The sequence below is a fragment of the Pseudonocardia sp. genome (genome assembly GCF_025465255.1).
GTDB lineage: Bacteria > Actinomycetota > Actinomycetes > Mycobacteriales > Pseudonocardiaceae > Pseudonocardia.
Window position 1 is genome coordinate 1 of the sequence record NZ_JAODNI010000204.1, and the last position, 26,393, is coordinate 26,393.

Here is a 26,393-nt window from a genome sequence, read left to right on the forward strand (position 1 = left end):
GTTCCTTTCTGCTTGGTGGGGCTCCTCGGGGGGTACCCGGTGGGGTTGCTCGTCGGTCGGGCCTTATCGGGGTCGGCCCGCGGGTCGCTCGACGACGGGGGGGCCGCCCCCACTTCCGCCCGGCAACTGTTGCGTCAGGCGCATTCTGTACCGGATGACGCTTGTCACCTCCCGGAACCACTCCTGCCGTGATCACCGTTGACAGCGATGGTGTCTCGAGGATCGAGGCAAGAAGGAGAACGGTGAACGACCTCGCAGCACGGCTGCGACAGGTGGTGGCGGTGGCGGACGCCTACCGGCAGACCGTCGGGCAGGCACTGGGGCTGGGCACGTCGGGGACGACGATCCTGGTCCATCTGCTGCACGAGGGCTCCTGCACCCCGTCCGCGCTCGCCCGCAGGGTGGGCGTGACGCCCGCGACCATCACCTCACAGCTGGATCGGCTCGAACTGGCCGGGCACGTCGTCCGGCGGAACAACCCGCGGGACCGCCGCAGCCTGCTCATCGACCTCACCCCCCGCGGCCGGGCCACGGCCGAGACCGTCTGGGAGGTGTTCTTCCGGGACGTCATGGACGGGCTCGGGGACACCGACGCGGCCCTGGCCGAGAACGTCGACCGCGTCCTGGAGCAGGTGGTCGAGCGGCTCGCCGCACGTGCCCGGGACATCCCCCGCATGACGGAGGCGCTCGAGAAGACCGGTTGACTCGATCACCGAATCATCCGGAAATCACACTTCCGTCATTCACGATAATCTGTAGGAAAAAGCGGCTGTTCAGCCGAGTGAGGCCGCCCGCGGTTTCCCTACAGTCGAATTCGCAACGATTGTGGCTACCGGCCGACCCCCGTGCTGCCGGTACCACGTTGCCGGAACCGCCGGACGATTCTTGCCCCCCGACCGTCCGGCGGTTCCGATCCGGCCACCACCGCGCCACCGTCACCCGCCCGGGAACCCAGGATCACACCGGAAACCAGGGGGCAGGACGCGCGGCCACGCTCGCCAACCGGCAGGATTCCCTCCGTGGCTGAGTACGCGGTGTGGGCCCCCGAGAAGGACAGGGTCCGGGTGGTGGTCGACGGCGAGGCGTTCCCGATGGAGCGTGCGGCCGGCGGCTGGTGGCGGGTGGACGTCGAGGACAACGGTCCCGGTTCGGCGTACGCCTTCCTGATCGACGACGACGAGACCCCGTTGCCCGATCCGCGTTCGGCGTGGCAGCCGAGCGGAGTGCACGCCGCCTCCCGGCGCTACGACCACGACGCGTTCTGGTGGACGGACCAGGCCTGGACGGGCCGCACGCTGGCCGGCAGCGTCCTCTACGAGTGCCACATCGGCACGTTCACCGACGAGGGCACCTTCGACGCCGCGATCGAGAAGCTGGACCATCTGGTCGCGCTCGGGGTCGACATGGTCGAGGTGCTGCCCGTCAACGCCGTCGACGGGCCCCGGAACTGGGGCTACGACGGCGTCGGCTGGTACGCGGTCACCGAGAACTACGGCGGGCCGGACGGGTTCAAACGCTTCGTGGACTCGGCGCACGCCCGCGGGCTCGGCGTCGTGCTCGACGTCGTCTACAACCACCTCGGGCCCTCCGGCGCCTACCTGGACCGTTTCGGGCCGTACTTCGCGGGTGCCAACATCTGGGGCCCGTCGCTGAACCTCGACGGCGCGTGGTCGGACGAGGTGCGGCGCTTCGCGATCGACAACGCGCTGATGTGGCTGCGGGACTTCCACGTCGACGGGCTGCGGATCGACGCCGTGCACGCGCTGCGGGACACCCGGGCCCAGCACGTCCTCGAGCAGCTCTCGAAGGAGGTCACGGCCCTGGAGGCGCACGTCGGCCGGCCGCTGTCGCTGATCGCGGAGTCCGACCTCAACGACCCGCGGATGATCACTTCACGCGACGCGGGCGGACTCGGGATGGACGCCCAGTGGGCGGACGACATCCACCACAGCCTGCACACCGTGCTCACCGGGGAGTCCCAGGGCTACTACTCGGACTTCGCCGAGGCGGACCTCGCCGGGCTCGCGCACGTCCTCACGCACGGGTTCCTGCACGAGGGCACCTGGTCCAGCTTCCGGAAGCGGACGCACGGCGCCCCGGTGGACACGACCCGCATCCCGGGCCACCGGTTCGTCACCTACCTGCAGAACCACGACCAGATCGGCAACCGCGCCACCGGGGACCGGCTCACCCAGACGCTCTCCCCCGGCATCCTGGCCTGCGGGGCGGCGCTGCTGTTCACCTCGCCGTTCACCCCGATGCTGTTCATGGGCGAGGAGTGGGGCGCGCGAACGCCCTGGCAGTTCTTCTCCTACTTCCCGGCCGAGGGCCTGCGTGAGGCCGTCCGCAAGGGCCGGACCGCGGAGTTCGCCGAGCACGGCTGGGACAGCGACGTCGAGGTCCCGGACCCGAACGCCGAGAGCACCTTCACGGACTCCAAGCTGGACTGGACCGAGCCGCACCAGGAGCCGCACAAGACCCTGTTCGCCCTGTACAAGGAGCTCATCGCGCTGCGCCGGGCGTGGCCGGAGCTCTCGGACCCCTGGCTGGACGAGGTCGGCGTCGACGTCCACCCGGAGGCACGCACGCTGGTGATCCACCGCGGGCGGCTGCGGGTGCTGGTGAACCTCGGCCCGGAGCAGGTGACGCTCGAGCTCGCGGCGCCCGTCGAGCGGATCCTGCTGGCGAGCGAGCCGGTGGTCGGCGAGGGCGACGCCCTGACGATGCCGGCCGAAGCCTTCGCGATCGTCGTCCTGGAGTCCTGAGCCCCCGCCCGAACGCACGAACGGCACTTTCGCTCAAAAGGTCTGAACGAGAGTGCCGTTCGTGCGATGAGGAGAGGGTTACAGCAGGCCGAGGCCCTTGACGGCCTCGCGCTCCTCGACGAGCTCGGCGACGGACGCGTCGATCTTCCCGCGGGAGAACGCGTCGATCTCCAGGCCCTGGACGATCTCCCACTTCCCGTTCTTCGACGTGACCGGGAAGCTCGAGATGATGCCCTCGGCGACGCCGTAGGAGCCGTCGGACGGGATGGCCGCGGAGGTCCAGTCACCCTCGGGGGTGCCGTTGACCCAGTCGAAGACGTGGTCGATGGCCGCGTTCGCCGCCGACGCCGCGGACGACGCGCCACGGGCCTCGATGATCGCCGCGCCGCGCTTGGCCACGGTCGGGATGAACTCGTCCTTGAGCCAGGACTCCTCCACCTGCTCGGCGGCGATCTTGCCGGCGACCTCGGCGTGGTAGAGGTCCGGGTACTGGGTGGCCGAGTGGTTGCCCCAGATCGTGAGCTTCTTGATGTCGCTCAGCGGGACCGACAGCTTCTTCGACAGCTGCGCGAGGGCGCGGTTGTGGTCCAGCCGGGTCATCGCGGTGAAGCGCTCGGCCGGGACGTCCGGCGCGGCGGCCTGGGCGATGAGGGCGTTGGTGTTGGCCGGGTTGCCGACGACGAGCACGCGGATGTCGTCCGCCGCGCCCTCGTTGATCGCTTTGCCCTGCGGGGCGAAGATGCCGCCGTTGGCCTCGAGCAGGTCTCCCCGCTCCATGCCCTTGGTGCGCGGGCGGGCGCCGACGAGCAGCGCGACGTTGGCGCCGTTGAACGCGGCCGTGGCGTCGTCGAAGATCTCGATGCCGGACAGCAGCGGGAACGCGCAGTCCTCGAGCTCCATGGCGGTGCCCTCGGCGGCCTTGACGGCCTGCGGGATCTCCAGGAGATGCAGCTTCACCGGGGTGTCGGGCCCCAGGAGCTGCCCGGAGGCGATCCGGAAGAGCAGCGCGTAACCGATCTGGCCAGCGGCTCCGGTGACAGTGACGGTGACAGGAGGGGTAGACACGCACGAAGGCTAGACCCTCGGCCCCCGGGCGCGCCGCGACGGGGATCACGCCCGGCGCCGCCCCTGCGCTCATCGGGTGACGCGCCGGTGCTTCCCTAGGCTGTCGCCATGACCCGCCAGGCCGATCCCGGCGCCACCCCCACCGCCGCGCGGGCCCTCGCACCGGACCTCGCCCGTGGCGGGATGCTGCTGCTCATCGCCCTGGCGAACGCCCACGTCCTGCTGCACGGGCGGCCGCTGGGCGTCCGCGGCTACCCCGCCGAGCTCGACCGCGTCTCCGCGGTCGTGGCGGCGGCGCAGCTCGTCCTGGTCGACGGCCGCGCCTATCCCCTGTTCGCGGTGCTGGTCGGCTACGGGGTGACCCAGCTCGCGCGCCGCCGGTCGGACGCGGGCGCCGAACCACGGGCCGTCACGTCCCTCGTCCGCCGGCGGGGCGGCGCGTTGCTGCTGATCGGGCTGGTGCACGGCCTGCTCCTGTTCCCCGGGGACATCATCGGCGCCTACGGCCTGACGACCGTGCTGCTGGCCGGGGTCCTGGTGGTGGGCGCCACGGTGTCCTTGCTCACCACCGCGGTGGTCGGGACCGTGGTCGGCACTTTCGTGGCCTTCGGCAGCGCCGCTGCGGACGGCCGGGGCACGAGCGTGCTGTTCTCCTCGGGCGTCCGGGACCCGCTGACCGCGCTGGTGAACCACGCGATCGAGTGGGGCCTGATCGGCGTGCTCTCCCAGACCCTCAGCGTCTTCGGCGCGGTCGCCTTCGGGGCGTGGGCGGCCCGTCGACGCATCCTCGACGAGCCGGAGCGCCACCGGGCGCTGTTGGCCCGGGTCGCGGCGGGCGGCCTCGCGGCGGCGGTCCTGGGCGGGCTGCCACTGGCGCTCGCGGCGGCCGGACTCTGGACCATGGGCCCCGCCGTCGGCGGGCTGGTGCACGCCCTGCACGCCCTCACCGGCTACGCGGGCGGGCTCGGGTACGCGGCGCTGTTCGGCCTGCTCGCGACCCGCGCCAGGAGCACGGGGGGCGGGCCGCTCGGGGCGTGCGGGCGACGCTCGCTGTCCTGCTACCTCGGCCAGTCCGTCGTGTTCGCCGCGCTGCTGCCCGCCTGGACACTGGACCTCGGCGCCCGGCTGACCGTGTGGCAGGTGTCCGTGCTGGCGGTCGGCACGTGGCTGCTGATCCTGGTGCTCGCCGTCGTCGCGGAACGGTACGGGGAGCGGGGCCCCGCGGAGCGCCTCCTGCGGCGGCTCACCTACGGCTGAGCTGCCGCCGGGCTACCCTCGCCGTATGGCCGGAAATGGCGGCGGACGCCCGGGTGGGGGCAAGAGGTCTCGGCCGGCGCGAGGCCGGCCCCGGGAGTCCTTCTCCTGGGAGGGCGGGCCGGGGTACCAGCCGATCGACCCCTCGGCGCAGCTCCCGCACGCACCGATGCCCGGCGCGCCGCCCTACCCGGCCGCCGAGGCACTCCCGCCGACCGGCCTCCGGCCGGCCGTCCCCTACTCCCGCGCGCTCGCCGGCGCCGCCGTGTGGGCCGTCGTGGCGTTGCTGCTGGTGGTGCTGTTCGGCAGGCCCGGCAATGCCGTCGGCTGGGTGATCCAGCTCCTCTGGATCGCGATCTGCACGGCCGGCGCCTCCTGGCCGACCCACCAGGTGGCCAGGAAGCGCGGCTGGAGCGAGCTCTGGCGGCTCGCCCTGATCGCCTTCCCCGCGTTCTGGTTCCTGCGTGCCCTCACGTCGATCCTGACCGTCCTGCTGCTGACCTGAGCTCCTACGCCTCGCGCCGGCGGGCGCTGATCACGCCGGTGTCGAACCCGGCCAGGTGCAGCCCGCCGTGGAAACGCGCGTGCTCCACCTTCAGGCACCTGTCCATGACGACGGCGAGCCCGGCGGCCTCCGCCTTCGCGGCCAGGGCCTCGTCCCACAGTCCGAACTGCAGCCACCACGTCTTCACCCCGTCCAGGGCGAGCACCTCGTCGAGCACGCCCCCGAGGTCCTCGGGGCGGCGGAACGTGTCCACCATGTCCGGGACGGCGGGCAGGTCCGCGAGCGTGGGGTACACAGGCCTGCCGAGAATCTCCGTCGCGTTGGGGTTCACGAACCAGACGTCGTAGTCCGTGCTGGCCAGCAGGTACGTCGCGACGAAGTTGCTGGCCCGCGCCGGGTTCGGCGACGCGCCGACCATGGCCACGGTCCGGGTCTCGCGCAGGATCCGCTGCCGCGCGAGCGCGGACGGGTTCGCCCAGGAATTCGGCACGGTGCCCATCAGGCCTCCTTCACCGCGGCGGCCAGCGCCTGGTCCAGGTCCCAGAGGATGTCCTCCGGATCCTCGATGCCCACGCTGATCCGGATCAGGTCCTCCGGGACGCCCGCCTCCTCGAGCTGGGCGTCGGTGAGCTGCTGGTGCGTCGTCGAGCCCGGGTGCAGGACGAGCGTGCGGGCGTCGCCGACGTTGGCGAGGTGGCTGCAGAGCTGCACGGACTCGATGAACCTCGCGCCCGCGGCCCGGCCGCCCTTCACCCCGAAGGCGAAGACCGCGCCCGGGCCCTTCGGCAGGTACCGCTTCGCGCGCTCGTGGTGCGGGTGGTCCGGCAGCCCGGCGTAGCGGACGTACTCGACGCGCGGGTCCGCCTGCAGCCACTCGGCGACGGCCTGGGCGTTCGCCACGTGCGCGTCCATCCGGAACGGCAGCGTCTCCACGCCCTGGATCAGCAGGAACGCCGAGTGCGCGGACAGCGTGGCCCCGATGTCACGGAGCTGCTCGGCCCGCAGCTTGGTCAGGAAGCCGAGCTCCTGGAAGTTCCCCCACCACGTCAGGCCGCCGTAGGACGGGACGGGCTCGGTCATCGACGGGAAGCGCCCGTTGCCCCAGTCGAACCGGCCGGACTCGATCACGACTCCGCCGAGCGTGGTGCCGTGCCCGCCGAGGAACTTCGTCGCCGAGTGGATCACGATGTCCGCGCCGTGCTCCATCGGCCGGCACAGGTACGGGGTCGCCAGCGTGGCGTCGACGATCAGCGGGACGCCCGCGGCGTGCGCGACCTCCGCGAGCCCGGCGATGTCCGCGACCTCACCGCCCGGGTTGGAGACGACCTCGGTGAACACGAACTTGGTCCTGTCCGTGATGGCCTTCGCGTAGTCCGCCGGGTCTCCCCCGCCGACGAACACGGTGTCCACGCCGAAGCGGCGCAGCGTCACGTCGAGCTGGGTGATCGTGCCGCCGTAGAGCCCGGACGCCGCGACGGCGTGGTCCCCCGCTCCCGCGAGGCACGCGAACGTGAGGAACTCCGCGGCCTGGCCGCTGGCCGTCGCCACCGCACCGATCCCGCCCTCGAGGCTGGCCAGCCGCTCCTCGAGCACGGAGACCGTGGGGTTCGCGATGCGGCTGTAGATCAGCCCGTACTTCTGCAGCGCGAAGAGGCTGGCGGCGTCGTTCGTGTCCTCGAAGACGAAGCTCGTCGACTGGTAGATCGGCACCGCCCGCGCTCCGACGGCCGAGTCCGGCACCGACCCCGCGTGCACCGCCCGGGTCCGGAAACCCCAGGCGCGATCCTGCTCCGTCATGGCCCCATCCTGCCCCGCCCGGCTCAGGCGCGCGGCAGCCGGACCAGACCTTCCTGCATCGTGCTCGCCACCAGGACCCCCTCGCGCGTGTAGAAGCAGCCCATCCCCAGGCCGCGGCCACCGGACGCCGCCGGCGACCAGCATTCGTAGAGGAGCCATTCGTCCGCGCGGAAGGGCTGGTGGAACCACATGGCGTGGTCCAGGCTCGCCATCTGCACCTGCGTGGTGCTGACGTCGTGCCGGGACACCACCGATCCCAGGAGCGTGAGGTCGCTGACGTAGGTCAGCAGGCACAGGTGCAGCAACCGGTCGTCCGGCAGCACCCCGTCGGCCTTGATCCAGGCCCGCACCGGCTCGTCGGTGGCGACCCGGCCCTCGGTCCACACGGGCTCGTCGACCAGCCGGACGTCCAGCGAGCGCGGCAGCATCGTCAGCCAGCCGCCCTTGTCGCCGCCCACGACCCGTTCCGCGAGGTCGGGCAGGGCCTCCGGCTCGGGGACGCCGGCGGGCATCGGCGTGGTGTGCGCGAGCCCCGACTGGTCGACCTGGAACGAGGCCGAGAGCGCGAAGATCGCCTCCCCGCGCTGGATCGCGAGGACCCGGCGGGTGCTGAAGGAGCGGCCGTCGCGGATCCGTTCGGCCTCGAAGACGATCGGGATGCTCGGATCACCGTGCCGGATGAAGTACGCGTGCAACGAGTGGACGTGCCGGTCCGCCGGGACCGTCCGGCCCGCGGCGACGAGCGCCTGCCCCGCCACCTGGCCGCCGAACACGTTGGTCGGCGACTCGGCGGGGCTCACGCCCCGGAACAGGTTGACCTCGAGGACCTCCAGGTCCAGGAGGCGCACCAGATCGTCCAGGACGGCCTGCCCGCGTGGCGTCCCGTCGACCCCGACCTCGGTCCCGACCTGCGGATCGCTGCTGCTCACGCGTGCAGTCTCGCAGGTCGCGTCAGGCGTGATCCTCTTCGCCCAGCCGGTGGACCCGGATGAGGTTCGTCGAGCCGACCGTCGCGGGCGGCGAACCGGCCACGATGACCACCAGGTCACCGGGCTGGAAGCGGCCGATCGACAGCATGGCCTGGTCCACCTGGCGGACCATCGCGTCCGTGGAATCCACCCGGTCCACCAGGAACGTCTCGACGCCCCAGGTCATGGCGAGCTGGCTGCGCACCTCGGGGGCGGGGGTGAACGCCAGCAGCGGCAGCCGCGTGTGCAGGCGGGAGAGCCGGCGCACGGTGTCCCCGGACTGGCTGAACGCGACCAGGGCACGGGCGGAGAGGCGCTCGCCGATGTCCCGCGCGGCGTAGGACAGCACGCCCCGCTTGGTCCGCGGCACGTGGTTCAGCGGCGGGACGCCGGCCGGTCCGGCCTCGACCGCCTCGATGATCGTCGCCATCGTGCGGACCGTCTTGATCGGGAACCGGCCGACGCCCGTCTCGCCGGAGAGCATCAGCGCGTCCGCGCCGTCGAGCACCGCGTTCGCGACGTCCGAGGCCTCGGCGCGGGTCGGCCGCGAGTTGGTGATCATCGAGTCCAGCATCTGGGTGGCCACGATGACCGGCTTGGCGTTCTCCCGCGCGATCTGGATCGCCCGCTTCTGCACCAGCGGCACGTTCTCCAGCGGCAGCTCGACGCCCAGGTCGCCGCGGGCGACCATCACGCCCTCGAACGCCAGCACGATGGCTTCGAGGTTGTCGACGGCCTCCGGCTTCTCGAGCTTGGCGATCACCGGCAGCCGGACGCCCTTGCCGTCCATGATCTTGTGCACCCCGTCGATGTCCGCGGGGCTGCGGACGAAGGACAGCGCGATCACGTCCACGGACAGGTCCAGCGCGAACTCGAGGTCCAGGCAGTCCTTCTCCGACATGGCGGGGACCGACACGTTCATGCCGGGCAGGGATAGGCCCTTGTTGTTGCTGACCGGGCCGCCCTCGGTGACCTTGCAGACCACGTCGTCGCCCTCGACGGCCACGACGCGCAGGCCGACCTTGCCGTCGTCGATGAGCAGGCGGTCCCCCGCCCTGGCGTCCTCGGCGAGGCCCTTGTAGGTGGTCGAGACCCGGTCGTGCGTGCCGGGCACGTCCTCGACCGTGATCCGGACCTCCTCGCCGGTGTGCCACTCGGTGGGGCCGTCGGCGAACGTGCCGAGCCGGATCTTCGGCCCCTGCAGGTCCGCCAGGATGCCCACGGCACGGCCCGACGCGTCCGCGGCGGCGCGGACCATCTCGTAGACGCGCTTGTGGTCGTCCCGGGTCCCGTGGCTGAAGTTCAGCCGCGCGACGTCCATCCCCGCGTCGACGAGCTCCCGGATACGGTCCGGGGTGGCCGTGGCGGGGCCGATGGTGCAGACGATCTTCGTACGGCGGGTCACACGGGACAGCCTAGCGCGCTCTCTGTAACGATCAGGTTGGAGGCGAGGGAACAGTGCGGTGGTGGCCGGTGACGTTTGCGCTGCTGGTCAGCGTGGTCGTGCTGTTCGCTCCCGCATCCGGGTTGCCGACTGCTCTTTCCGGTGCGGACAAGCTTGTCCATCTGGCCCTGTTCACGCTTCTGGCGGTGGCCGCCAGGTTCGCCGGGACGGCGGCGTGGGCCGTGCTCGCCCTGTTGGCCGCGTACGCGGCGCTCTCCGAGGTGCTGCAGGCGCTGCTGCCGATCGGCCGGGACGGGAACGTGTCCGACGGGCTGGGCGACGTGGCGGGGGTGCTGCTGGGGGTCGCGGCCTACGCCGGGGTGCGGCGCCTCGTCACCGCGCCGCGGCCGTGACCGGCGAACGCGATCACCGCCGCGGGTTCTCGCTGGGGCCGACGTGGTCCGCGAGCCACTCCGCCAGCGGCCGCCCGGCCCGCCAGACCTCGCGCACCCGGTCCACGCAGCCGGGCTCGTGCAGGACGTCGTCCGGGCCCCAGCGACGGCGGACGTGCAGGCCCTTGTGCCGCAGCAGTTCCAGCCGGGGATGCTCCGGGGCGACGCCCTTGGGCCGGGTCTTCAGCGTCTCGCCGCCGATCTCGAGACCGGCCTTCTCCGCCGTCGCGACGATCCTCCGCAGCTCCTCGCCGCGGCGCTCGTCGTCCACGGCCGTGCGGTAGCGCGCCACCTGGTCGGGCGCCATCGCGTAGTAACCGCAGGCGGCCATCAGGCCGTCGCTGCCCACCTGGACGTAGAACGGCGAGGCGTACCCGCCACAGTGCGTCTTGTAGGGCGTCTTGTCCGCGGAGAACCGCACGTCCCGGTACGGCCGGAAGACCTTGCCCGCACCGAACTCCGGTTCGAGCTCGGCGAGCAGTGCCAGCATCGGGCCGCGGACGTGCTCGTCGTAGACGGCCTTCTGGTCCGTCCAGTACGCCTTCGAGTTGTCCGCCTCGAGCCCGTCGTAGAACTCGACGGCGCCGTCCCCGAAGCCCGAGAACGCGCTCACGAGCTGCGGTCGCCGGCCTTGCCGGAGGCCGAGCGCTCCGCCTCCCGGTCCGCCTCGCTCTTCTCGTCCGGGTCCGTCGCGTCGGTCCCGCCGGGCGCGGGCGCGTCCCCCTCGTTCGAACCGCCGTCCGGGCCGCTCGCGGCGGCGGGTGGCACCTCGCGCGGTCCCCGGCCCCGGGCCAGCACGAAGTACACGACCGCGAGCACGAACACCACGGCCGAGACGACGACGTTGATCCGGATGTCCCCGAACACGCGCGTGGCCGGGTCCGTGCGCAGGAGCTCGATGAAGAACCGGCCGAAGGTGTAGCCCGCGACGTAGAGCGCGAACACCCGGCCGTGCCCGAGTCTGAACCTGCGGTCCGCGACGACGACCAGCCCGGCGACGATCAGGTTCCAGATCAGCTCGTAGAGGAACGTCGGCTGCACGACGGCGATCGGATCACCGACCGCGACGCCGTTCAGCGAGTCCTGGAGGCCCGTCGCCGGGTCCACCCGCTCGTAGATCTCCAGGCCCCAGGGCGCCGTCGTCGGGCCGCCGTAGAGCTCCTGGTTGAAGTAGTTGCCGAGCCGCCCGACGGCCTGCGCGACGAGGATCCCGGGCGCCACCGCGTCCGCGAAGAACGGTAGCGGGACCCCTCTGCGGCGGCAGCCGATCCAGGCGCCGACCGCGCCGAGCGCGACGGCCCCCCAGATCCCGAGGCCGCCCTCCCAGATCATCAGCGCCCGGATCGGGTCCCCGCCGGGGCCGAAGTAGGTCCGCCAGTCCGTCGCGACGTGGTAGAGACGGCCGCCGACGAGGCCGAACGGCACCGCGAACACCGCGACATCCAGGACCGTGCCGGGCTCCCCGCCGCGGGCGACGAAGCGCTTCTCGCCCCACGTCACCGCCACGACGATGCCCAGGATGATGCAGAGCGCGTAGGCCCGGATCGGGATCGGGCCGAGGTGCCAGACCCCGCGGTCAGGACTGGGCAGGTAGGCCAGGACCAAGCCGGGCAGCGCGCCACTCACCGGCCCACCGTAGCGCGCGTCCCCGACGGAACCGCCGCCGCCGTCGAGCCGCGTCGTGGAGCCACGACGCGCTCAGAGCGCCCGAAAAGTCGCGTTGTGGAGCCATAACGCGGCCAGGGGCGGCTCGCGGTCAGGCGGGCTGGGTGGCCAGGCCTGCGCGGGCGACGCCGGCCGCGAGCTCCTGCGCGAGGGCGCGGACGGCCTCCGGGCCGCCCTGCTCCGCGGCCGTCACGAACGCGGAGCCGACGATGACGCCGTCCGCGAACCCGGCGATCTCGGCGGCCTGGTCGCCGTTGCGCACCCCGAGCCCGACACCGATCGGCAGGGTCGTGTGCGGACGGGTCCGGGCCACGATCTCCGAGGCCGCCCCGGCCACGGTGTCCCGCGCGCCCGTCACGCCCATGATCGACGTGGCGTAGACGAAGCCCGAGCTCGCGGCCGCGGTGGACGCGATCCGCTGCTCCGTCGACGAGGGCGCGACCAGGAAGATCCGCTCAAGGCCGTACTTCTCCGACGCCGCGAACCACTCGCCGGCCTCGTCCGGGATCAGGTCCGGGGTGATCACCCCGAGCCCGCCCGCCGCGGCGAGATCCCGGGCGAAGTTCTCGACGCCGTAGCGCAGCACCGGGTTGAAGTACGTCATGACGACGCAGTTGCCGCCGGCCGCGGTCGCCCGCTCGACCACCGAGAACACGTCCCGGAGCCGGAAGCCGTTCTGCAGCGCACCTTCCGCGGCGGCCTGGATCGTGGGGCCGTCCATCACCGGGTCCGAGTACGGGATGCCGACCTCGAGGAGGTCGCACCCGCCCTCGGCCATCGCGGTGAGCAGCTCGACGGAGCCCTCGACGGTCGGGTAGCCGGCGGGGAGGTAGCCCACCAGGGCGCCCCGGCCCTCGGCCCGGCACCTCGCGAAGACGTCGGCGACACTCACGACTGGATCCCTTCGGTCTTGCTGCCGGCGTCCGCGAACGAACCCGCAGTGTCCTTGACGGCACCCTCCGCGATCGCCGTCCCGTCCGCCGACTCCGCGCTCTCGTCCTCGCCGATCATCCCGAACCACTTCGCGGCCGTGTCGACGTCCTTGTCCCCACGCCCGGAGAGGTTCACCAGGATGACCGCGTCCGGCCCGAGCTCCTTGCCCAGCCGCAGCGCACCCGCCACGGCGTGCGCGGACTCGATGGCCGGGATGATCCCCTCAGTGCGGCAGAGCAGCGCGAACGCGTCCATCGCCTCCGCGTCGGTGACCGGCTGGTACTCCGCGCGGCCGATGTCCTTGAGCAGCGCGTGCTCCGGCCCGACGCCCGGGTAGTCCAGCCCGGCGGAGATGGAGTACGACTCGCTGGTCTGGCCGTCCTCGTCCTGCAGCAGGTAGGAGAAGGCGCCGTGCAGGGCGCCCGGCGAGCCCTCGGTCAGGGTGGCGCCGTGCCGGCCGGTCTCGATGCCGTCGCCGCCGGGCTCGAAGCCCACCAGCCGGACGCCCGCGTCGTCGAGGAACGCGTGGAAGATCCCGATGGCGTTCGAGCCGCCGCCGACGCACGCCGCGATCGCGGTGGGCAGCCGGCCGGTGCGCTGGAGCACCTGCGCCCGCGCCTCGAGCCCGATGATCCGGTGGAAGTCCCGCACCATCTGCGGGAACGGGTGCGGGCCGGCCACCGTGCCCAGCAGGTAGTGCGTCGAGTCGACGTTGGTGACCCAGTCCCGCAGCGCCTCGTTGATCGCGTCCTTCAGCGTCCGCGACCCCGTCTTGACCGGGATGACGGTGGCGCCGAGCAGCCGCATCCGGGCGCCGTTGAGCGCCTGCCGCCGGGTGTCGACCTCGCCCATGTAGACGACGCACTCGAGGTCCAGCAGCGCGCAGGCCGTGGCCGTGGCGACGCCGTGCTGGCCCGCGCCGGTCTCGGCGATCACCCGCTTCTTGCCCATGCGCTTGGTGAGCAGCGCCTGGCCGAGCACGTTGTTGATCTTGTGTGAGCCGGTGTGGTTCAGGTCCTCGCGCTTGAGCAGGATCCGCGCGCCGCCGGCGTGCTGCGACAGCTTCGGGACGTCCGTCAGCGGGGACGGGCGGCCGGAGTAGTCCCGGTGCAGCCGGTCGAGCTCGTTCAGGAACTCGGGGTCGTGCCGCGCCTTCTCGTACGCCGTCTCCAGCTCGTCCAGCGCCGCGACCAGGGCCTCGGGCACCCATCGGCCGCCGTAGCGGCCGAAGTGGCCGCTCTCGTCGGGCTCGTGACCCGACGGCGTGTCGATGCCGTCGCTCGCCTGGACCTGGGAAGTACTCACCGTTCTCGTTCGCTGCGCGAACTCGGCGCTTCGCGGACGCTGTGACATTGGTTCGCTCGTACGCTCGCTCACCGCACCATTCTGGAGCACGAGGGGTGGAAGCCCGCAGCCACCAGCCCCCGCACGGCTGCGCCCGGGTCCCCGCTGGTCACCAGGCCCTCGCCGACGAGCACCGCGTCCGCGCCCCAGCCGGCGTAGGTGAGCAGGTCACTGGGCCCGCGGACGCCGGACTCGGCGATGCGCAGGACGTCGTTCGGCAGGCCCGGGGCGAGCTCGCCGAACACGCTGCGGTTCACCTCGAGGGTGTGCAGGTTCCGCGAGTTGACGCCGATGACCTTGGCCCCCGCCTCGAGCGCGCGGTCCGCCTCCTCCTCGGTGTGCACCTCGACGAGTGCGGTCATCCCGAGCGACTCGACCCGGTCCAGCAGCGAGTCCAGCACGTTCTGCTCCAGCGCCGCGACGATCAGCAGCACCAGGTCCGCACCGTGCGCCCGGGCCTCGTGCACCTGGTACGGGGTGACGACGAAGTCCTTGCGCAGGATCGGCACGTCGACGACGGCGCGCACCGCGTCGAGGTCCGCGAGCGAGCCACCGAAGCGGCGCTGCTCGGTGAGCACGCTGATCACCCGCGCGCCGTTCTCGGCGTACGCCTTGGCCAGCACGGCCGGATCAGGGATGTTCGCCAGCGCACCCTTCGACGGGCTGCGCCGCTTCACCTCGGCGATCACTCCGATGCCGGGCTCGCGCAGCGCGGCCAGCACGTCCCGCGGCGGCGGCGCGGCCGCGGCCAGCCTCTTGATCCCGGCGAAGTCGATCTGCGCCTCGCGGACGGCCAGGTCCTCCCGGACACCGTCCACGATGGAGTCGAGCACACTTCCGGAGCTCAGGGATCCACTCACTGCCTCGTCCTCACCGTGCTCGCCCACGGGGCTGCTCCCCTCTCGGGTCCGGTCCTACCAGGCGTTCCGCCCATGCTAAACAGCCCTCCGCCGCCCGCCGCGTCCAGGTCCCCGCCCGTCGTCCGGGGTTGCGTCCGTGTGATCGAGATCCGCAGGGCCGGGCGCGTTCCCCGGATCGACGGTCGGATCACGGCCCTCGTCGAGCGCGTCCCACGCCGCCCGGTCGGGGTCCACGGCCGTCTTCTCCGCGCCGGGCGCCGCGTACCTCGCGCCCATCCGCGGCAGGCTCCGGTCCGCGACCACGAGCACGATGCCCGCGACCAGCACCAGGAGCCCGCCCAGCACCCCGAGCCACGGCGCCGCGCTCTGCGCCACCACGACGTCCCCGACGGGCTCGCTCGACGCCGCGGTGCCGGAGAGCCGGAGCAGGGTCACGGCGTCCGGCGGGCTCAGCCAGGAGTCGAACGCCACCCAGGCCGACGCCCCGCCGGCGAGCCCGACGATGCCCCCCAGGGCCCGGCGGGCGATCCCGGACACCGCCACGGACGCGGCCACGGCGGCCACCGCCAGCACGGCGACACCGGTGACCGACGGCGCGATCCCGGCCCCCGTCGCCTCGGCCGGGACCGGACCCCGCGCCGTCGCCACGACGGCGGAGGCCCAGGTCAGCCTGGTGGAGCCCCACAGTGCCAGCGCGCCCGCGAGCAGCCCGAGGCAGACGACGGTGAGCCGTCGTCCCCCGCTGGGCCGGGGCGGGCTCATCGTCGCATCGACGGTCTCGCGAGCGTGGCCGCGGTCGCGACCGCGGCCAGGACGGCCTTCGCCTTGTTGCGACACTCGGTGTCCTCGGCCTCGGGGTCCGAGTCCGCGACGATCCCGCCACCGGCCTGCACATACGCCCGCCCGTCCCGGATCAGCGCGGTGCGGATCGCGATCGCGGTGTCCGCGTTCCCCGCGAAGTCCAGGTACCCGACGATCCCGCCGTAGAGGCCGCGCCGGGTGGGCTCCAGCTCGTCGATCACCTGCATGGCGCGGACCTTCGGCGCGCCGGACAGGGTGCCGGCCGGGAAGCAGGACAGCACGGCGTCGACCGCGTTGCGGTCCGCGCGCAGCGTCCCGGTGACCGTAGAGACCAGGTGCATGACGTGGCTGTAGCGCTCGACGGAGAAGAAGTTGCGGACCTTGACCGTGCCCGGCTCGCAGACGCGACCGAGGTCGTTGCGGCCGAGGTCGACGAGCATGACGTGCTCGGAGCGCTCCTTCTCGTCCGTCCGGAGGTCCTTCTCCAGCAGCTCGTCCTCCTCGTCGGTCTCGCCGCGCCACCGCGTCCCGGCGATGGGGTGCGTGGTGGCCTGCCCGTCCACCACCGTGACCAGGGCCTCCGGGCTGGAACCGACGATCGTGAACGGCGTGCCGCCCGAGGCGTCCTCGAGGTTGAGCAGGTACATGTACGGGCTCGGGTTGGTGGCCCGCAGGACGCGGTAGACGTCCAGCGGGTCCGCCTCGCAGTCCATCTCGAAGCGCTGCGACACGACGATCTGGAACGCCTCGCCGGAGCGGATCTGCTCCTTCGCGACCTCGATGGCGGCGTGGTGCTCGGCCGGGGTGCGGCGACGGAGGAACTCCGGCCCGGTGACGCGGGTGAACGCCGCGACCGTCGACGCGGCCGGGGCGGACAGCTCGTCGGTCATCCGGTCCAGCCGGGCGACGGCGTCGTCGTAGGCCTCGTCGACGCGCTCGGTGGAGCCGTCCCAGTTGATCGCGTTGGCCAGCAGCGTGATCGTGCCCTCGTGGTGGTCCAGCGCCGCGATGTCCGTGGCGAGCAGCATGACCAGCTCGGGCAGCATCAGGTCGTCGACCGGCGGGTTCTCGGCGCTGCCGATGCGCTCGAGGCGCCGGACGATGTCGTAGCCCATGTACCCGACGAGGCCGCCGGTGAGTGGGGGCAGCCCGGGCAGCGTCTCGCTGTGCAGCTCCTCGATGACGGTCCGCAGGGCGTCGAGCACGTCGCCCTCGGCGGGCATGCCGGCCGGCACCTCGCCGGTCCAGCGGATCTCCCCGTCGACCGTGGTGAGCGCCGCGGCGGACCGGGCGCCGACGAAGGACCAGCGCGACCAGGACCGGCCGTTCTCCGCGGACTCGAACAGGAACGTGCCGGCGCGGCCCCCGGCGAGCTTGCGGTACACCCCGACCGGCGTCTCGTCGTCGGCGAGCAGGCGCCGGGCCACGGGGATGACGCGGTGGTTCTCGGCGAGGCGGCGGAACTCCTCGCGGCTCGGGGTGACCGCGCCCAGCGCGGCGGCGAGTGCGGTGAGGCTGGCGGTCATCGGACCATTGTCGCCCGTCCCGGCCGGGCCCGGTCGAGCGGGCGGTGAACGACCTCGCCGCCTCTCCGGTCGGCGCGATCGGTGAAGATGGGTGTGTGTCCGCATCCCGTCCTTCCCCTCCGGAGCCCGCCGACGCCGCATCCCCCGGTCGTCGCCGCGGCAGGCGGGCCGGCGGCGCGGACACCCGCGAGGCGCTGCTGGCCGCGGCCCGGTCGGAGTTCGCCGAGCGCGGCTACGAGGGCGCGACGGTCCGGCGCATCGCGGACCGGGCAGGCGTCGACGCGGCCATGGTCAACCACTGGTTCGGCGGCAAGGACGCACTGTTCACGGCCTCCCTGGACCTGCCGATGGACCCCGAGGCGATCCTGGAGCAGGTCCTGCCCGGGGATCCGGAGCGGATCGGCGAGCGGATCGTGGCGATGTTCCTGCAGGTGTGGGACGGGGCGGGTGGCGGCCCGCTGGTCGCGATGATCCGCAGCGTGGCCGCGCACCCGGATGCCGCGCGGATGATGCGGGAGTTCGTCTCGCGGGTGATCCTCGGCCGGTTCGTCGGCGCCGTGGCCCCGGACCGGCCGGACGAGCGCGCGGCGCTCTGCGCGACCCAGATCCTCGGCCTCGGGATGGTGCGGTACGTCCTGCGGCTCGAACCGCTGGCCTCCGCCGACCACCCGGCGGTCGTCGCGGCGATCGCGCCGACGATCCAGCGCTACCTGACCGGATCCCTCGACGGATGAGCCGAGCCGGCCCGCGGATCATCGGGTGGCCGCCGCCCGGGAGCGGCCGCATGATGGGGTCGTGGTGAGTCTCTCGGCGGGCGTGTCGGATCTGCGGGCCCGGCTCGGTGCCGGCGTGTTCGAGAAGGTCGCCGGCGCCGAGGGCCCGCAGCGCCGCGTCCGGATCCACGAGGCGCCCGGCCCGCGCTGGTTCGACGAGGACCGCCCGATCCGGGCGGTGCACGGGGACGCGTCGATGTTCGTCGGGGGGCTCCGGGCGCTGCTCCTGCAGTCCCTGCACCCGCTGGCGATGGCCGGCGTCGCGGGCCACTCCGGCTACCGCGGGGACCCGTGGGGCCGCCTCGCCCGCACCAGCTACTTCCTCGCCTCGACGACGTTCGGCCCCGAGGCCGAGGCCCGCGCGACCATCGAGCGGATCAGGTCCGTGCACGCCGTCGTCAGGGGAACCGCACCGGACGGGCGGCCGTACTCGGCGTCGGACCCACACCTGCTCGAGTGGGTGCACCTCGCCGAGATCGACAGCTTCCTGCGCGCGCACAGCCGCTACGGCACCGCACCGCTGGACCAGGAGGGCCGCGACGGCTACGTGGCGGACACCGCCCGCATCGCCCGCGAGCTCGGGGTGCCGGACCCGCCGGAGACGGAGGCCGAGCTGGCCGCGCGTATCGAGGGGTTCCGCCCGGAGCTGGAGGGCACATCCGAGGCCCGCTCGACCGCCCGGTTCCTGCTGCTGAACCCGCCGCTGCCGATCGTCGCCCGCGCGCCGTACGCCCTGCTCGGAGCGGCTGCGGTGGCCCTGCTCCCCCGCTGGGCCAGGCTTCCCCTGCGCCTGCCCTACCTGCCGCTGGTCGAGCAGACCGCCGTCCGCGCCGCAGGCGGGCTCGTCACCCAGGGGATCCGCTGGGTCATGGCACCACCCGCCCGCTGACGCCCACGTTCACGGGTCGACGCACAGGTTGCGGCATGTGCGTGAGCGGGTGTCAGAGCAGACGGTCCGCGTCGAAGCAGGTGCGGGCACCGGTGTGACAGGCCGGGCCCTCCTGGTCCACGACGACGAGCACCGCGTCCCCGTCGCAGTCCAGCCGGACCTCGTGCACGTGCTGCACGTGGCCCGAGGTGTCGCCCTTGACCCAGTACTCCTCGCGCGAACGCGACCAGTACGTGCCGCGGCCCGTGGTCAGCGTGCGGTGCAGGGCCTCGTCGTCCATCCAGGCGACCATCAGGACCTCGTCGGTCCCCCGCTGCTGGACGACCGCGCACACCAGCCCGTCCGCGTTCCGCGTCAGCCGGGCGGCGACGGCCGGGTCCAGCTCGGACGTCTCGACCCTCATCGGACCTCCACGTGATCCGCGCGCAGCGCGTCCTTGACCTCGCCGATCCGCAGCTGCCCGAAGTGGAAGACGCTGGCGGCCAGCACTGCATCCGCCCCGGCCCGGACGGCCGGCGGGAAGTGCTCCAGCGCGCCTGCCCCACCGCTGGCGATCACCGGGACGGCCACGACGGCCCGGGTCTTCTCGATCAGCTCGAGGTCGAACCCGGCCCGGGTGCCGTCCGCGTCCATCGAGTTGAGCAGGATCTCCCCGACGCCCAGGTCCTGACCGCGCACCGCCCACTCGACGGCGTCGATCCCGGTTCCGGTGCGCCCGCCGTGCGTCGTGACCTCGAAGCCCGACGGCGTCGGCGGGCCGTCCACCACCCGCCGTGCGTCCACCGACAGCACGATGCACTGCGAGCCGAACCGCCGGGCCATCTCGCCCAGCAGCTCCGGCCGGGCGATCGCGGCGGTGTTGACGCTGACCTTGTCCGCGCCCGCGCGCAGCATCCGGTCCACGTCGTCGGGCGTGCGGATGCCGCCCCCGACCGTCAGCGGGATGAAGACCTGCTCGGCGGTGCGCCGGACGACGTCGACCATCGTCGCGCGCTCGCCGGAGGACGCCGTGACGTCCAGGAACGTCAGCTCGTCCGCGCCCTCGGCGTCGTAGACCGCGGCCATCTCGACCGGGTCCCCGGCGTCCCGGAGCTCCTTGAAGTTGACACCCTTGACGACCCGCCCGGCGTCGACGTCCAGGCAGGGGATGACACGGACCGCGACCCCCATGTCAGGCCCTCACCGCCTGGACCGCGCGCAGCGCCTCGGGCAGCGTGAACCGGCCGGCGTAGAGCGCCTTGCCGACGATCGAGCCCTCGATGTTCGCGCCGTCGGCCGCGGCCTTCGCGAGCCCGACCAGATCGTCCACGGTGGAGATCCCACCGGACGCGATCACGGGAGCCGGGGTGGCGGCCGCGACCTGCTTGAGCAGCTCCACGTTCGGCCCCTGCAGCGTCCCGTCCTTGCTGACGTCGGTGACGACATACCGGGCGACGCCGTCGCGATCCATGCGCGCCAGGGTCTCCCAGAGGTCCCCGCCGTCGGTGGTCCAGCCGCGCGCGGCCAGCCGGTGCCGCCCGTCGATGATCTTGACGTCCAGCCCGACGGCGATCTTGTCCCCGTGCTCGCCGACGACCTTGGCGCACCACTCGGGGTTCTCCAGTGCGGCGGTGCCGAGGTTGACCCGGGTGCAGCCGGTCGAGAGCGCACGGGCCAGGGACTCGTCGTCCCTGATGCCGCCGGAGAGCTCGACCTTGACGTCCAGCTTGCCCACGACCTCGGCGAGCAGCTCCGCATTGGAGCCCTGGCCGAACGCGGCGTCGAGGTCCACCAGGTGGATCCACTCGGCACCGTCGCGCTGCCAGTTCATCGCGGCCTCGAGGGGCGCGCCGTACCCGGTCTCGGTACCGGCCTCCCCCTGCACGAGACGGACGGCCTGGCCGTCGGCGACATCGACCGCAGGAAGCAACGTGAAACTCACCGTTCAACCCTACCCACCCGCGAGTCGGCACTTTCGGTAGGCCGACACGCACATCCCCGTCCGCCGGTCGGAGGGTTTCGGACGACGGAAGGTGCCGACTCGCGGGGTTGAGACGGGGGCGTCACCGATCATCATGTGAGTCGTTACTCCTCGGTAATCGCGCCCACCGTGGGGCGCGGCCCGAGGAGGACCCGTGCGCCGCCGCAGTCTCGTCGCGTCCGTGATCGTCGCCGTGCTCGGCGCCGGTCTGCTCGCCGGGACGGCCTCGGCCGATCCGCTGCTGCCGTTCCTCCCCGACCCGGACACCGGCGAGTTCGCCCCGCTCGACCAGGACGGCCCGGACCTCTCGATCCCAGACGACGTGCTGGCCGCGAGCCTGCACTGCTCGGTGCCGCTCGACGACCTGGGCGATGCGGAGGCCGACCCGGTCCTGTTGCTGTCGGGCACCACCCTCGACCCGCCGGAGAACTTCGGCTGGAACTACGAGCCGGCCCTCACCGCGGCCGGGATCCCGTGGTGCACCTCGACCTCGCCGGGCAGGAACATGGCCGACGTCCAGGTCCGCGGCGAGTACGTCGTGTACGCGATTCGGACGATGGCCGGGCACGCGGACCGGGACGTCGCCCTCCTCGGCCACAGCCAGGGCGGGATGGTCGGCCGCTGGGCGCTGCGCTTCTGGCCGGACACCCGGGACCTCGTCTCCGACGTCGTCGGGCTGGCCCCGAGCAACGACGGGACGCTCGCCGCGGTCGGCGTCTGCGCCCCGACGTGCGCGCCCTCCTTCTGGCAGCAGCGCACCGGTTCCGCGTTCCTCGCCGCGCTCAACTCCGGCCGCCAGACGTTCCCCGGCGTCGACTACACGACCGTCTACACGCTCACCGACGAGGTGGTCACGCCCCAGCCGGCCGGATCGGACCTCGCCGACGACGGCGGCGACGTCACGAACGTCGCGCTCCAGGACGTCTGCCCCGCACACCCCGCGGACCACCTCAGCACCGGGACGTCCGACGCCGTGGCCTGGGCACTCACCCTCGACGCGCTGACTCACGACGGCCCGGCCGACCCGGGACGCATCGACCCATCCGTCTGCCTGGCGCCCTTCATGCCCGGGGTGAACCCCGTGACCTTCCCGACGGACTTCGCGCACGCCGCGGCGATCCTGGCGGACTCCGCGGCGCTCTACCCGCACACGCCCGCCGAGCCGCCGCTCGCGAGGTACGTGCGGCCGCAGGCCTGACCGACCGGAACGGCGCACGCCGCTACGCCGACGAGAGGTGTCGCGCTGAGCTTCTCGGGGTAGTGCTCCGGTATGCCGAACTCCAGCATCAAGAACGAGAAGATGTACTCCGAGCTCCGGGACGAGGGCAACTCCAAGGAGAAGGCCGCCCGGATCGCCAACGCGGCGGCCCGCGACGGGAAGGGCGAGGTCGGGAAGCGCGGCGGGAAGGCCGGCAGCTACGACGACATGACCAAGGACGAGCTGTACCAGCGGGCCAAGGAGATCGGGATCGACGGCCGGTCGGGCATGTCGAAGGACGAGCTGATCGAGGCCCTCCGGGACCACTGAGCCAATCCGCGATGTGAACAAGGTTTGACCCGATTTAGAACGGGACATCCCCTCCTCGGGCACTGCTCGAGGAGGACGTGATGAGCGCACGCACGACGACCGCCGCCACCGGTGGTTCCGAGACGACCGGGGTCTCCCGGACGAGGCTGGACCGGATCCACCGCACCGGGTCCGTGGTGATCGGGCTGGGCCTGTGGGTCTTCGCCGTCCTCGGCTTCGGCGAGCGGCTGGGCTTCTTCTCCACAACGGGGGCGCCGGTGCTCGGTCTGTCCTCGAACGGCCTGCTCTCGGTGGTCTCCGTGGTGTTCGGCGCGGTCCTGGTCGTCGCGGGCGTCCGTGGCGGCCGGATGGCCTCGACGATCGAGACGGTCGTCGGCGCGTTGTTCCTGCTGTCCGGCCTCGCCAACGTGCTGGTGCTGGACTCCGACCTGAACCTCCTCGTGTTCCGGATGCCGAACGTGATCTTCAGCCTGGTCGTCGGCGGTCTCCTGCTCTGCGTGGGCGCCTACGGCCGGTTCACCGGACGGCTGCCGGCGGACAACCCGTACAACGTCGAGCGTGGCCGTTCGCCCGAGGACGCCGAGGGCGGCGAGTTCGCCCGGATCGGCGGCAACGACCTGGACAACAGTACGTCGGACCAGGTCGCCGCGGCCGAGCTGGCCGCCGCCGAACGCGCCGTCGCGGAGCACCGCGCCGGTCCCGGGCTGGTCGCCGCGGTGCGCAGGCTGGACGGCATCCGCCGTCCCGAGGACCGCATCCACGCCTGGGCCGAGCGCAACCGCTGAACCGCGGCTACGCCGTGGTCCGCACGGCGGGCGGCTCGTGCGCCCGGACCGGCGGGACCTCCCCCTCCCAGCGGCTGAGCTGCACGATCGTCAGCTGTCCCGTGCAGCCCTGCGCGAGCCGCGAGCTGCCGACGTCCCTGGTCAGCACGTTCGGATTGCCGTGGACACAGAGGGCCGTCGGGTCGTCGGGATCCAGGGGCGAGTACCAGGCGCCGGTCGGCAGCTGCACCACGCCGCGCCGGACCTCGTCGGTGATCCGGGCCGCGGCCAGGCAGGCGCCGCGGTCGTTGTGCAGGCGGACCACGTCCCCGTCGACGATCCCGCGAGCCGCCGCGTCGTGCGGGTGCACCCGCACGACCTCCCGTCCCCGGACCTTCGCCGCCGCACTCGTCGCGCCGAAGTCCAGCTGGGAGTGCAGCCGGGTCGCGGGCTGGTTGGCGACGAGCCGGAGCGGGTGCCACTCGTCCGGCGCCTCGGTCGGCTCGAGCCAGGCCGGGTGGCCGGGGCAGTCGTCGTAGCCGAAGCCGGCGATGGTCGCCGACCCGATCTCGATCCGCCCGCTGGGCGTGTGCAGCGGGCGTCCCCCGGGATCGGCCCGGAACGACGCGAGCATGCCGCCGTCATCGGGTCCGGACGGGAGCCGCCACTCCCCCGCCGCCCAGAACTCGTCGAAGTCCGGAGCCGGGAAGCCCTTGCCCGCCAGCGCCTTCTGCGTGCGGAGCCAGAGGTGTTCGAGCCACTCGCGGGCGGTGCGGCCCTCGGTGAACCCGTCGGTGAACCCGAGCCGCGCGGCCAGCCCGGAGAAGATGGCGTAGTCGTCCCGGGCCTCGCCGAACGGGTCCGCGGCGCGGCGCATCGCGATGACCAGCGGGTCCGTCCCGCCCGCGCCGATGTCCTCCCGTTCGAGCGTCACCGTGCTGGGCAGGACGACGTCCGCGTGCCGGGCGGTGGCGGTCCAGGCGGGCTCGTGCACGACGAACGTGTCGACGCGGGCGACGGCGCGGCGCAGCCGGTTCAGGTCCTGGTGATGGTGGAACGGGTTGCCGCCGCACCAGTAGACGAGCTTCGTGTCCGGGTAGGTGCGGTGCTCGCCGTTGTACTCGTAGGGCTCGCCGGGGTACAGCAGCATGTCGGCGACGCGGGCGACGGGGATGAAGTCCCGCACGGGGTTGACGGAGCGGGTCATCGTCGGGACCGGGACGGCGTTGCGCGGACGGCCGTAGTGGGCGAGCGAACCGAGCCCGTAGACGAAGCCACCGCCCGGGAGCCCGATCTGGCCGAGCATCGCCGCGAGCGCGAGACCCGCCCAGACGGGCTGCTCACCGTGCTCGGCACGCTGCAGCGACTGCGACACCGTGATCAGCGTGCGGCCCCGGGCGATCGTGCGGGCGAGCCGGCGGATGTCGGCCGCCGGGACACCGCAGATCGCCGACGCCCAGGCGGCGTCCTTGCCCCGCAGGTACGCCTCGAACTCCGGCCAGCCCGCGGTGTGTGTGCGCAGGAACTCGCCGTCGTGCAGTCCGTCGACCAGCAGCGTGTGCGCGAGGCCGAGCATCAGCGCCGTGTCCGTACCCGGCTCGATCGGCAGCCACCGCGCGGCGACGTCCTCGGACAGGTCCGCGCGAAGCGGCCCGACCAGCACGAACTCCGTGCCACGGGCCTTTGCCGCGCGCATCGCGTCCCGCTCGACGTGCCGGCTGACCCCACCCGCGCCGACGGTCGAGTTCTTCAGCGCCATCCCGCCGAACGCGAGGACCGTGTCCGTGTGCGCGGCGAGCTGGTCCCAGGTGACGACCGAGCGGGTCACCGAGTCGAACGGGCCCAGGACGTGCGGGAGCAGGACCTCCGCCGCGCCGCCGCTGTAGGTGTTGACCGAGCGGGTGTAACCCCCGGCCAGGGCGAGGAAGCGGTGCAGCTGGCCCTGCGCGTGGTGGAAGCGGCCGGCGCTGGCCCAGCCGTAGGAGCCGCCGTAGACCCCCCTCGGGCCGTGCTCGTCGTACACCCGGCGCAGCTCGGCGGCCAGCCGGTCCAGCACCTCGTCCCAGCTCACCTGCACGAACTCGTCCCGCCCGCGCCGGTCGTCGGGCCCGGGGCCGTCCTCGAGCCACCCGCGCCGGACGACCGGGCTCGCGATCCGCGCCCGGTGCGAGACCGAGGCGGGGATGTTCTGCAGCAGGGGCGAGGGGTTCGGGTCGTCGGGGTGGGGCCGGACGATCAGCTCGCCGTCCACCCGCTCGGCGGAGAACGCGCCCCAGTGCGAGCTGTGCGGAATCATCCACGCATTCTGCGCCTGTGCGCGGATGACGTTGTTCCGGCAGCGATTTCCGCGCACGAGCGCCGCCGGCGCAGAATCGCCCCATGCCCCGCTCCCCCCGACGCCACGACCACGACGCCGGCGGCGATCCCGAGGTACTCGCCGCGAAGGCGGCGCTGCGCGACGAGGTCTGGACCGCGCTCACCGAGGCGAAGGTCGCCCGGTTCCCCGGTGCGCGACACCGGATCTCGAACTTCCGCGGCGCCGAGGCGACGGCCGAGCTCGTGCGTTCCCTTCCGGAATGGAAGGACGCGCGGGCGATCAAGTCGAACCCGGACTCCGCGCAGCTCCCGGTCCGCCAGCGCGCCCTGGAGGACGGCAAGACGCTCTACATGGCGGTCCCGAAGCTCGCCGAGGAGGACCCGTTCTTCCTCCTCGACCCCGAGCACCTCGCGGATCCGCCGCGCCGCGCGGTGTCGATCAGCAACGCCACGCGCTCGGCCCGGCGGGTGGCCGTCGACGAGCTGGAACCGGTGGATCTCGTGGTGACGGGCTGCGTGGCCGTCGGCGAGGACGGTGCCCGGCTGGGCAAGGGCGGCGGGTTCGCGGACCTGGAGTTCGCACTCGCCGGGGCGGCCGGCCTGATCTCGGAGCGGACGCTCGTCGTCACCACGGTGCACGAGCTGCAGGTCCGCCCGGCCGGCGTCATCCCGACGGCGGCGCACGACATCCCGGTGGACGTGGTGGTCACCCCGGAACGGATCATCGACTGCCGCGGGAGGCGTGGCCCGCGGCCGACCGGGGAAGTCCGGTGGGAGTCCCTGACGGACGAGAAGATCGCGGCGATCCCGCTGCTCGCCAGACTCAGGAGAGCACGGGGCTGAA

At 72.8% G+C, this 26,393-nt stretch carries 27 protein-coding genes; 11 read left to right on the forward strand and 16 right to left on the reverse strand.

Going from position 1 to position 26,393, the window contains the following annotated elements; genetic code table 11:
• The first annotated feature begins 242 nt into the window (after positions 1-242).
• Positions 243-704, forward strand: a complete 462-nt coding sequence (locus JWP64_RS24345) for a MarR family transcriptional regulator (RefSeq protein ID WP_297501510.1) — start codon at positions 243-245, stop codon at positions 702-704.
• Between the two features lie 315 nt (positions 705-1,019).
• Positions 1,020-2,765: a malto-oligosyltrehalose trehalohydrolase gene (treZ, locus tag JWP64_RS24350; RefSeq protein ID WP_297501512.1), complete on the forward strand. Its 1,746-nt coding sequence runs from the start codon at positions 1,020-1,022 to the stop codon at positions 2,763-2,765.
• A gap of 78 nt (positions 2,766-2,843) precedes the next feature.
• On the opposite strand, the gene JWP64_RS24355 is transcribed toward treZ, so the two are convergent.
• On the reverse strand, positions 2,844-3,830 hold the full coding sequence (locus JWP64_RS24355) for a malate dehydrogenase (RefSeq protein ID WP_297501515.1): 987 nt from the start codon (positions 3,828-3,830) through the stop codon (positions 2,844-2,846).
• Positions 3,831-3,938: 108 nt separating this feature from the next.
• On the opposite strand from JWP64_RS24355, the gene JWP64_RS24360 reads away from it, so the two are divergent.
• Together JWP64_RS24360 and JWP64_RS24365 are read left to right on the forward strand one after the other, a co-directional pair.
• Positions 3,939-5,087 (forward strand): DUF418 domain-containing protein, encoded by a 1,149-nt coding sequence (locus tag JWP64_RS24360; RefSeq protein WP_297501517.1) that lies wholly within the window; start codon positions 3,939-3,941, stop codon positions 5,085-5,087.
• Between the two features lie 25 nt (positions 5,088-5,112).
• Positions 5,113-5,589, forward strand: coding sequence for a hypothetical protein (locus tag JWP64_RS24365; RefSeq protein ID WP_297501519.1), 477 nt, complete (start codon positions 5,113-5,115; stop codon positions 5,587-5,589).
• A gap of 4 nt (positions 5,590-5,593) precedes the next feature.
• On the opposite strand, the gene JWP64_RS24370 is transcribed toward JWP64_RS24365, so the two are convergent.
• The 4 genes from JWP64_RS24370 to pyk are packed head-to-tail and all read right to left on the reverse strand — an operon-like array spanning position 5,594 to position 9,759.
• Positions 5,594-6,088, reverse strand: a complete 495-nt coding sequence (locus JWP64_RS24370; RefSeq protein WP_297501522.1) for a CoA-binding protein — start codon at positions 6,086-6,088, stop codon at positions 5,594-5,596.
• The gene (locus JWP64_RS24375) at positions 6,088-7,386 is read right to left on the reverse strand and encodes an O-acetylhomoserine aminocarboxypropyltransferase/cysteine synthase family protein (protein WP_297501525.1); all 1,299 of its coding nucleotides are present in this window, start codon (positions 7,384-7,386) and stop codon (positions 6,088-6,090) included. Before JWP64_RS24375 ends, JWP64_RS24370 begins: the two co-directional genes overlap by 1 nt.
• A gap of 23 nt (positions 7,387-7,409) precedes the next feature.
• Complete coding sequence (locus tag JWP64_RS24380) at positions 7,410-8,315, reverse strand: acyl-CoA thioesterase II (protein ID WP_297501527.1); 906 nt, start codon at positions 8,313-8,315, stop codon at positions 7,410-7,412.
• A 22-nt stretch (positions 8,316-8,337) separates the two neighbouring features.
• Positions 8,338-9,759, reverse strand: a complete 1,422-nt coding sequence (gene pyk / locus JWP64_RS24385; RefSeq protein ID WP_297501530.1) for a pyruvate kinase — start codon at positions 9,757-9,759, stop codon at positions 8,338-8,340.
• Positions 9,760-9,827: 68 nt separating this feature from the next.
• On the opposite strand from pyk, the gene JWP64_RS24390 reads away from it, so the two are divergent.
• A complete protein-coding gene (locus tag JWP64_RS24390) occupies positions 9,828-10,151 on the forward strand; it encodes a VanZ family protein (protein ID WP_297501533.1) in 324 nt (107 codons plus the stop codon).
• Positions 10,152-10,164: 13 nt separating this feature from the next.
• On the opposite strand, the gene JWP64_RS24395 is transcribed toward JWP64_RS24390, so the two are convergent.
• The 7 genes from JWP64_RS24395 to JWP64_RS24425 all read right to left on the reverse strand — a co-directional run bounded on the left by JWP64_RS24395 (position 10,165) and on the right by JWP64_RS24425 (position 17,319).
• On the reverse strand, positions 10,165-10,803 hold the full coding sequence (locus JWP64_RS24395; RefSeq protein WP_297501536.1) for a DUF2461 domain-containing protein: 639 nt from the start codon (positions 10,801-10,803) through the stop codon (positions 10,165-10,167).
• Positions 10,800-11,816, reverse strand: coding sequence for a prolipoprotein diacylglyceryl transferase (lgt, locus tag JWP64_RS24400; protein ID WP_297501540.1), 1,017 nt, complete (start codon positions 11,814-11,816; stop codon positions 10,800-10,802). The genes JWP64_RS24395 and lgt overlap by 4 nt, the downstream gene beginning before the upstream one ends.
• A gap of 130 nt (positions 11,817-11,946) precedes the next feature.
• Positions 11,947-12,747, reverse strand: a complete 801-nt coding sequence (trpA, locus tag JWP64_RS24405) for a tryptophan synthase subunit alpha (RefSeq protein ID WP_297501543.1) — start codon at positions 12,745-12,747, stop codon at positions 11,947-11,949.
• Positions 12,744-14,093 carry a tryptophan synthase subunit beta gene (gene trpB / locus JWP64_RS24410; RefSeq protein WP_297501546.1) on the reverse strand — a complete coding sequence of 450 codons (1,350 nt, stop codon included), beginning with the start codon at positions 14,091-14,093 and terminating at the stop codon, positions 12,744-12,746. Before trpB ends, trpA begins: the two co-directional genes overlap by 4 nt.
• Positions 14,094-14,161: 68 nt before the next feature.
• The gene (gene trpC / locus JWP64_RS24415; RefSeq protein WP_297501549.1) at positions 14,162-14,992 is read right to left on the reverse strand and encodes an indole-3-glycerol phosphate synthase TrpC; all 831 of its coding nucleotides are present in this window, start codon (positions 14,990-14,992) and stop codon (positions 14,162-14,164) included.
• 75 nt (positions 14,993-15,067) lie between these two features.
• Positions 15,068-15,754, reverse strand: coding sequence for a Trp biosynthesis-associated membrane protein (locus JWP64_RS24420; RefSeq protein ID WP_297501551.1), 687 nt, complete (start codon positions 15,752-15,754; stop codon positions 15,068-15,070).
• Complete coding sequence (locus tag JWP64_RS24425) at positions 15,751-17,319, reverse strand: anthranilate synthase component I (protein WP_297501553.1); 1,569 nt, start codon at positions 17,317-17,319, stop codon at positions 15,751-15,753. The genes JWP64_RS24420 and JWP64_RS24425 overlap by 4 nt, the downstream gene beginning before the upstream one ends.
• Before the next feature lie 95 nt (positions 17,320-17,414).
• On the opposite strand from JWP64_RS24425, the gene JWP64_RS24430 reads away from it, so the two are divergent.
• Both JWP64_RS24430 and JWP64_RS24435 read left to right on the forward strand, forming a co-directional pair.
• Positions 17,415-18,053: a TetR family transcriptional regulator gene (locus JWP64_RS24430; protein WP_297501556.1), complete on the forward strand. Its 639-nt coding sequence runs from the start codon at positions 17,415-17,417 to the stop codon at positions 18,051-18,053.
• Positions 18,054-18,114: 61 nt separating this feature from the next.
• Positions 18,115-18,981 carry an oxygenase MpaB family protein gene (locus JWP64_RS24435; protein ID WP_297501559.1) on the forward strand — a complete coding sequence of 289 codons (867 nt, stop codon included), beginning with the start codon at positions 18,115-18,117 and terminating at the stop codon, positions 18,979-18,981.
• Positions 18,982-19,033: 52 nt separating this feature from the next.
• Here JWP64_RS24435 and hisI read toward each other — a convergent pair whose 3' ends face one another.
• The 3 genes from hisI to priA are packed head-to-tail and all read right to left on the reverse strand — an operon-like array spanning position 19,034 to position 20,902.
• Positions 19,034-19,384 carry a phosphoribosyl-AMP cyclohydrolase gene (gene hisI, locus JWP64_RS24440; RefSeq protein ID WP_297501562.1) on the reverse strand — a complete coding sequence of 117 codons (351 nt, stop codon included), beginning with the start codon at positions 19,382-19,384 and terminating at the stop codon, positions 19,034-19,036.
• A complete protein-coding gene (gene hisF, locus JWP64_RS24445) occupies positions 19,381-20,151 on the reverse strand; it encodes an imidazole glycerol phosphate synthase subunit HisF (protein WP_297501565.1) in 771 nt (256 codons plus the stop codon). The genes hisI and hisF overlap by 4 nt, the downstream gene beginning before the upstream one ends.
• Position 20,152: 1 nt before the next feature.
• Positions 20,153-20,902 carry a bifunctional 1-(5-phosphoribosyl)-5-((5-phosphoribosylamino)methylideneamino)imidazole-4-carboxamide isomerase/phosphoribosylanthranilate isomerase PriA gene (gene priA / locus JWP64_RS24450; RefSeq protein WP_297501568.1) on the reverse strand — a complete coding sequence of 250 codons (750 nt, stop codon included), beginning with the start codon at positions 20,900-20,902 and terminating at the stop codon, positions 20,153-20,155.
• 193 nt (positions 20,903-21,095) lie between these two features.
• Between priA and JWP64_RS24455 the strand changes: the two genes are divergently transcribed.
• The 3 genes from JWP64_RS24455 to JWP64_RS24465 all read left to right on the forward strand — a co-directional run bounded on the left by JWP64_RS24455 (position 21,096) and on the right by JWP64_RS24465 (position 23,254).
• A complete protein-coding gene (locus JWP64_RS24455) occupies positions 21,096-22,139 on the forward strand; it encodes a lipase (RefSeq protein ID WP_297501571.1) in 1,044 nt (347 codons plus the stop codon).
• A 72-nt stretch (positions 22,140-22,211) separates the two neighbouring features.
• Positions 22,212-22,469 carry a Rho termination factor N-terminal domain-containing protein gene (locus tag JWP64_RS24460; RefSeq protein ID WP_297501574.1) on the forward strand — a complete coding sequence of 86 codons (258 nt, stop codon included), beginning with the start codon at positions 22,212-22,214 and terminating at the stop codon, positions 22,467-22,469.
• An 80-nt stretch (positions 22,470-22,549) separates the two neighbouring features.
• Positions 22,550-23,254: a DUF4383 domain-containing protein gene (locus JWP64_RS24465; RefSeq protein ID WP_297501577.1), complete on the forward strand. Its 705-nt coding sequence runs from the start codon at positions 22,550-22,552 to the stop codon at positions 23,252-23,254.
• A 7-nt stretch (positions 23,255-23,261) separates the two neighbouring features.
• Here JWP64_RS24465 and JWP64_RS24470 read toward each other — a convergent pair whose 3' ends face one another.
• Positions 23,262-25,529, reverse strand: a complete 2,268-nt coding sequence (locus JWP64_RS24470) for a molybdopterin guanine dinucleotide-containing S/N-oxide reductase (protein ID WP_297501580.1) — start codon at positions 25,527-25,529, stop codon at positions 23,262-23,264.
• Positions 25,530-25,612: 83 nt separating this feature from the next.
• Between JWP64_RS24470 and JWP64_RS24475 the strand changes: the two genes are divergently transcribed.
• Positions 25,613-26,392, forward strand: a complete 780-nt coding sequence (locus JWP64_RS24475; RefSeq protein WP_297501583.1) for a 5-formyltetrahydrofolate cyclo-ligase — start codon at positions 25,613-25,615, stop codon at positions 26,390-26,392.
• Position 26,393: the final 1 nt, after the last annotated feature.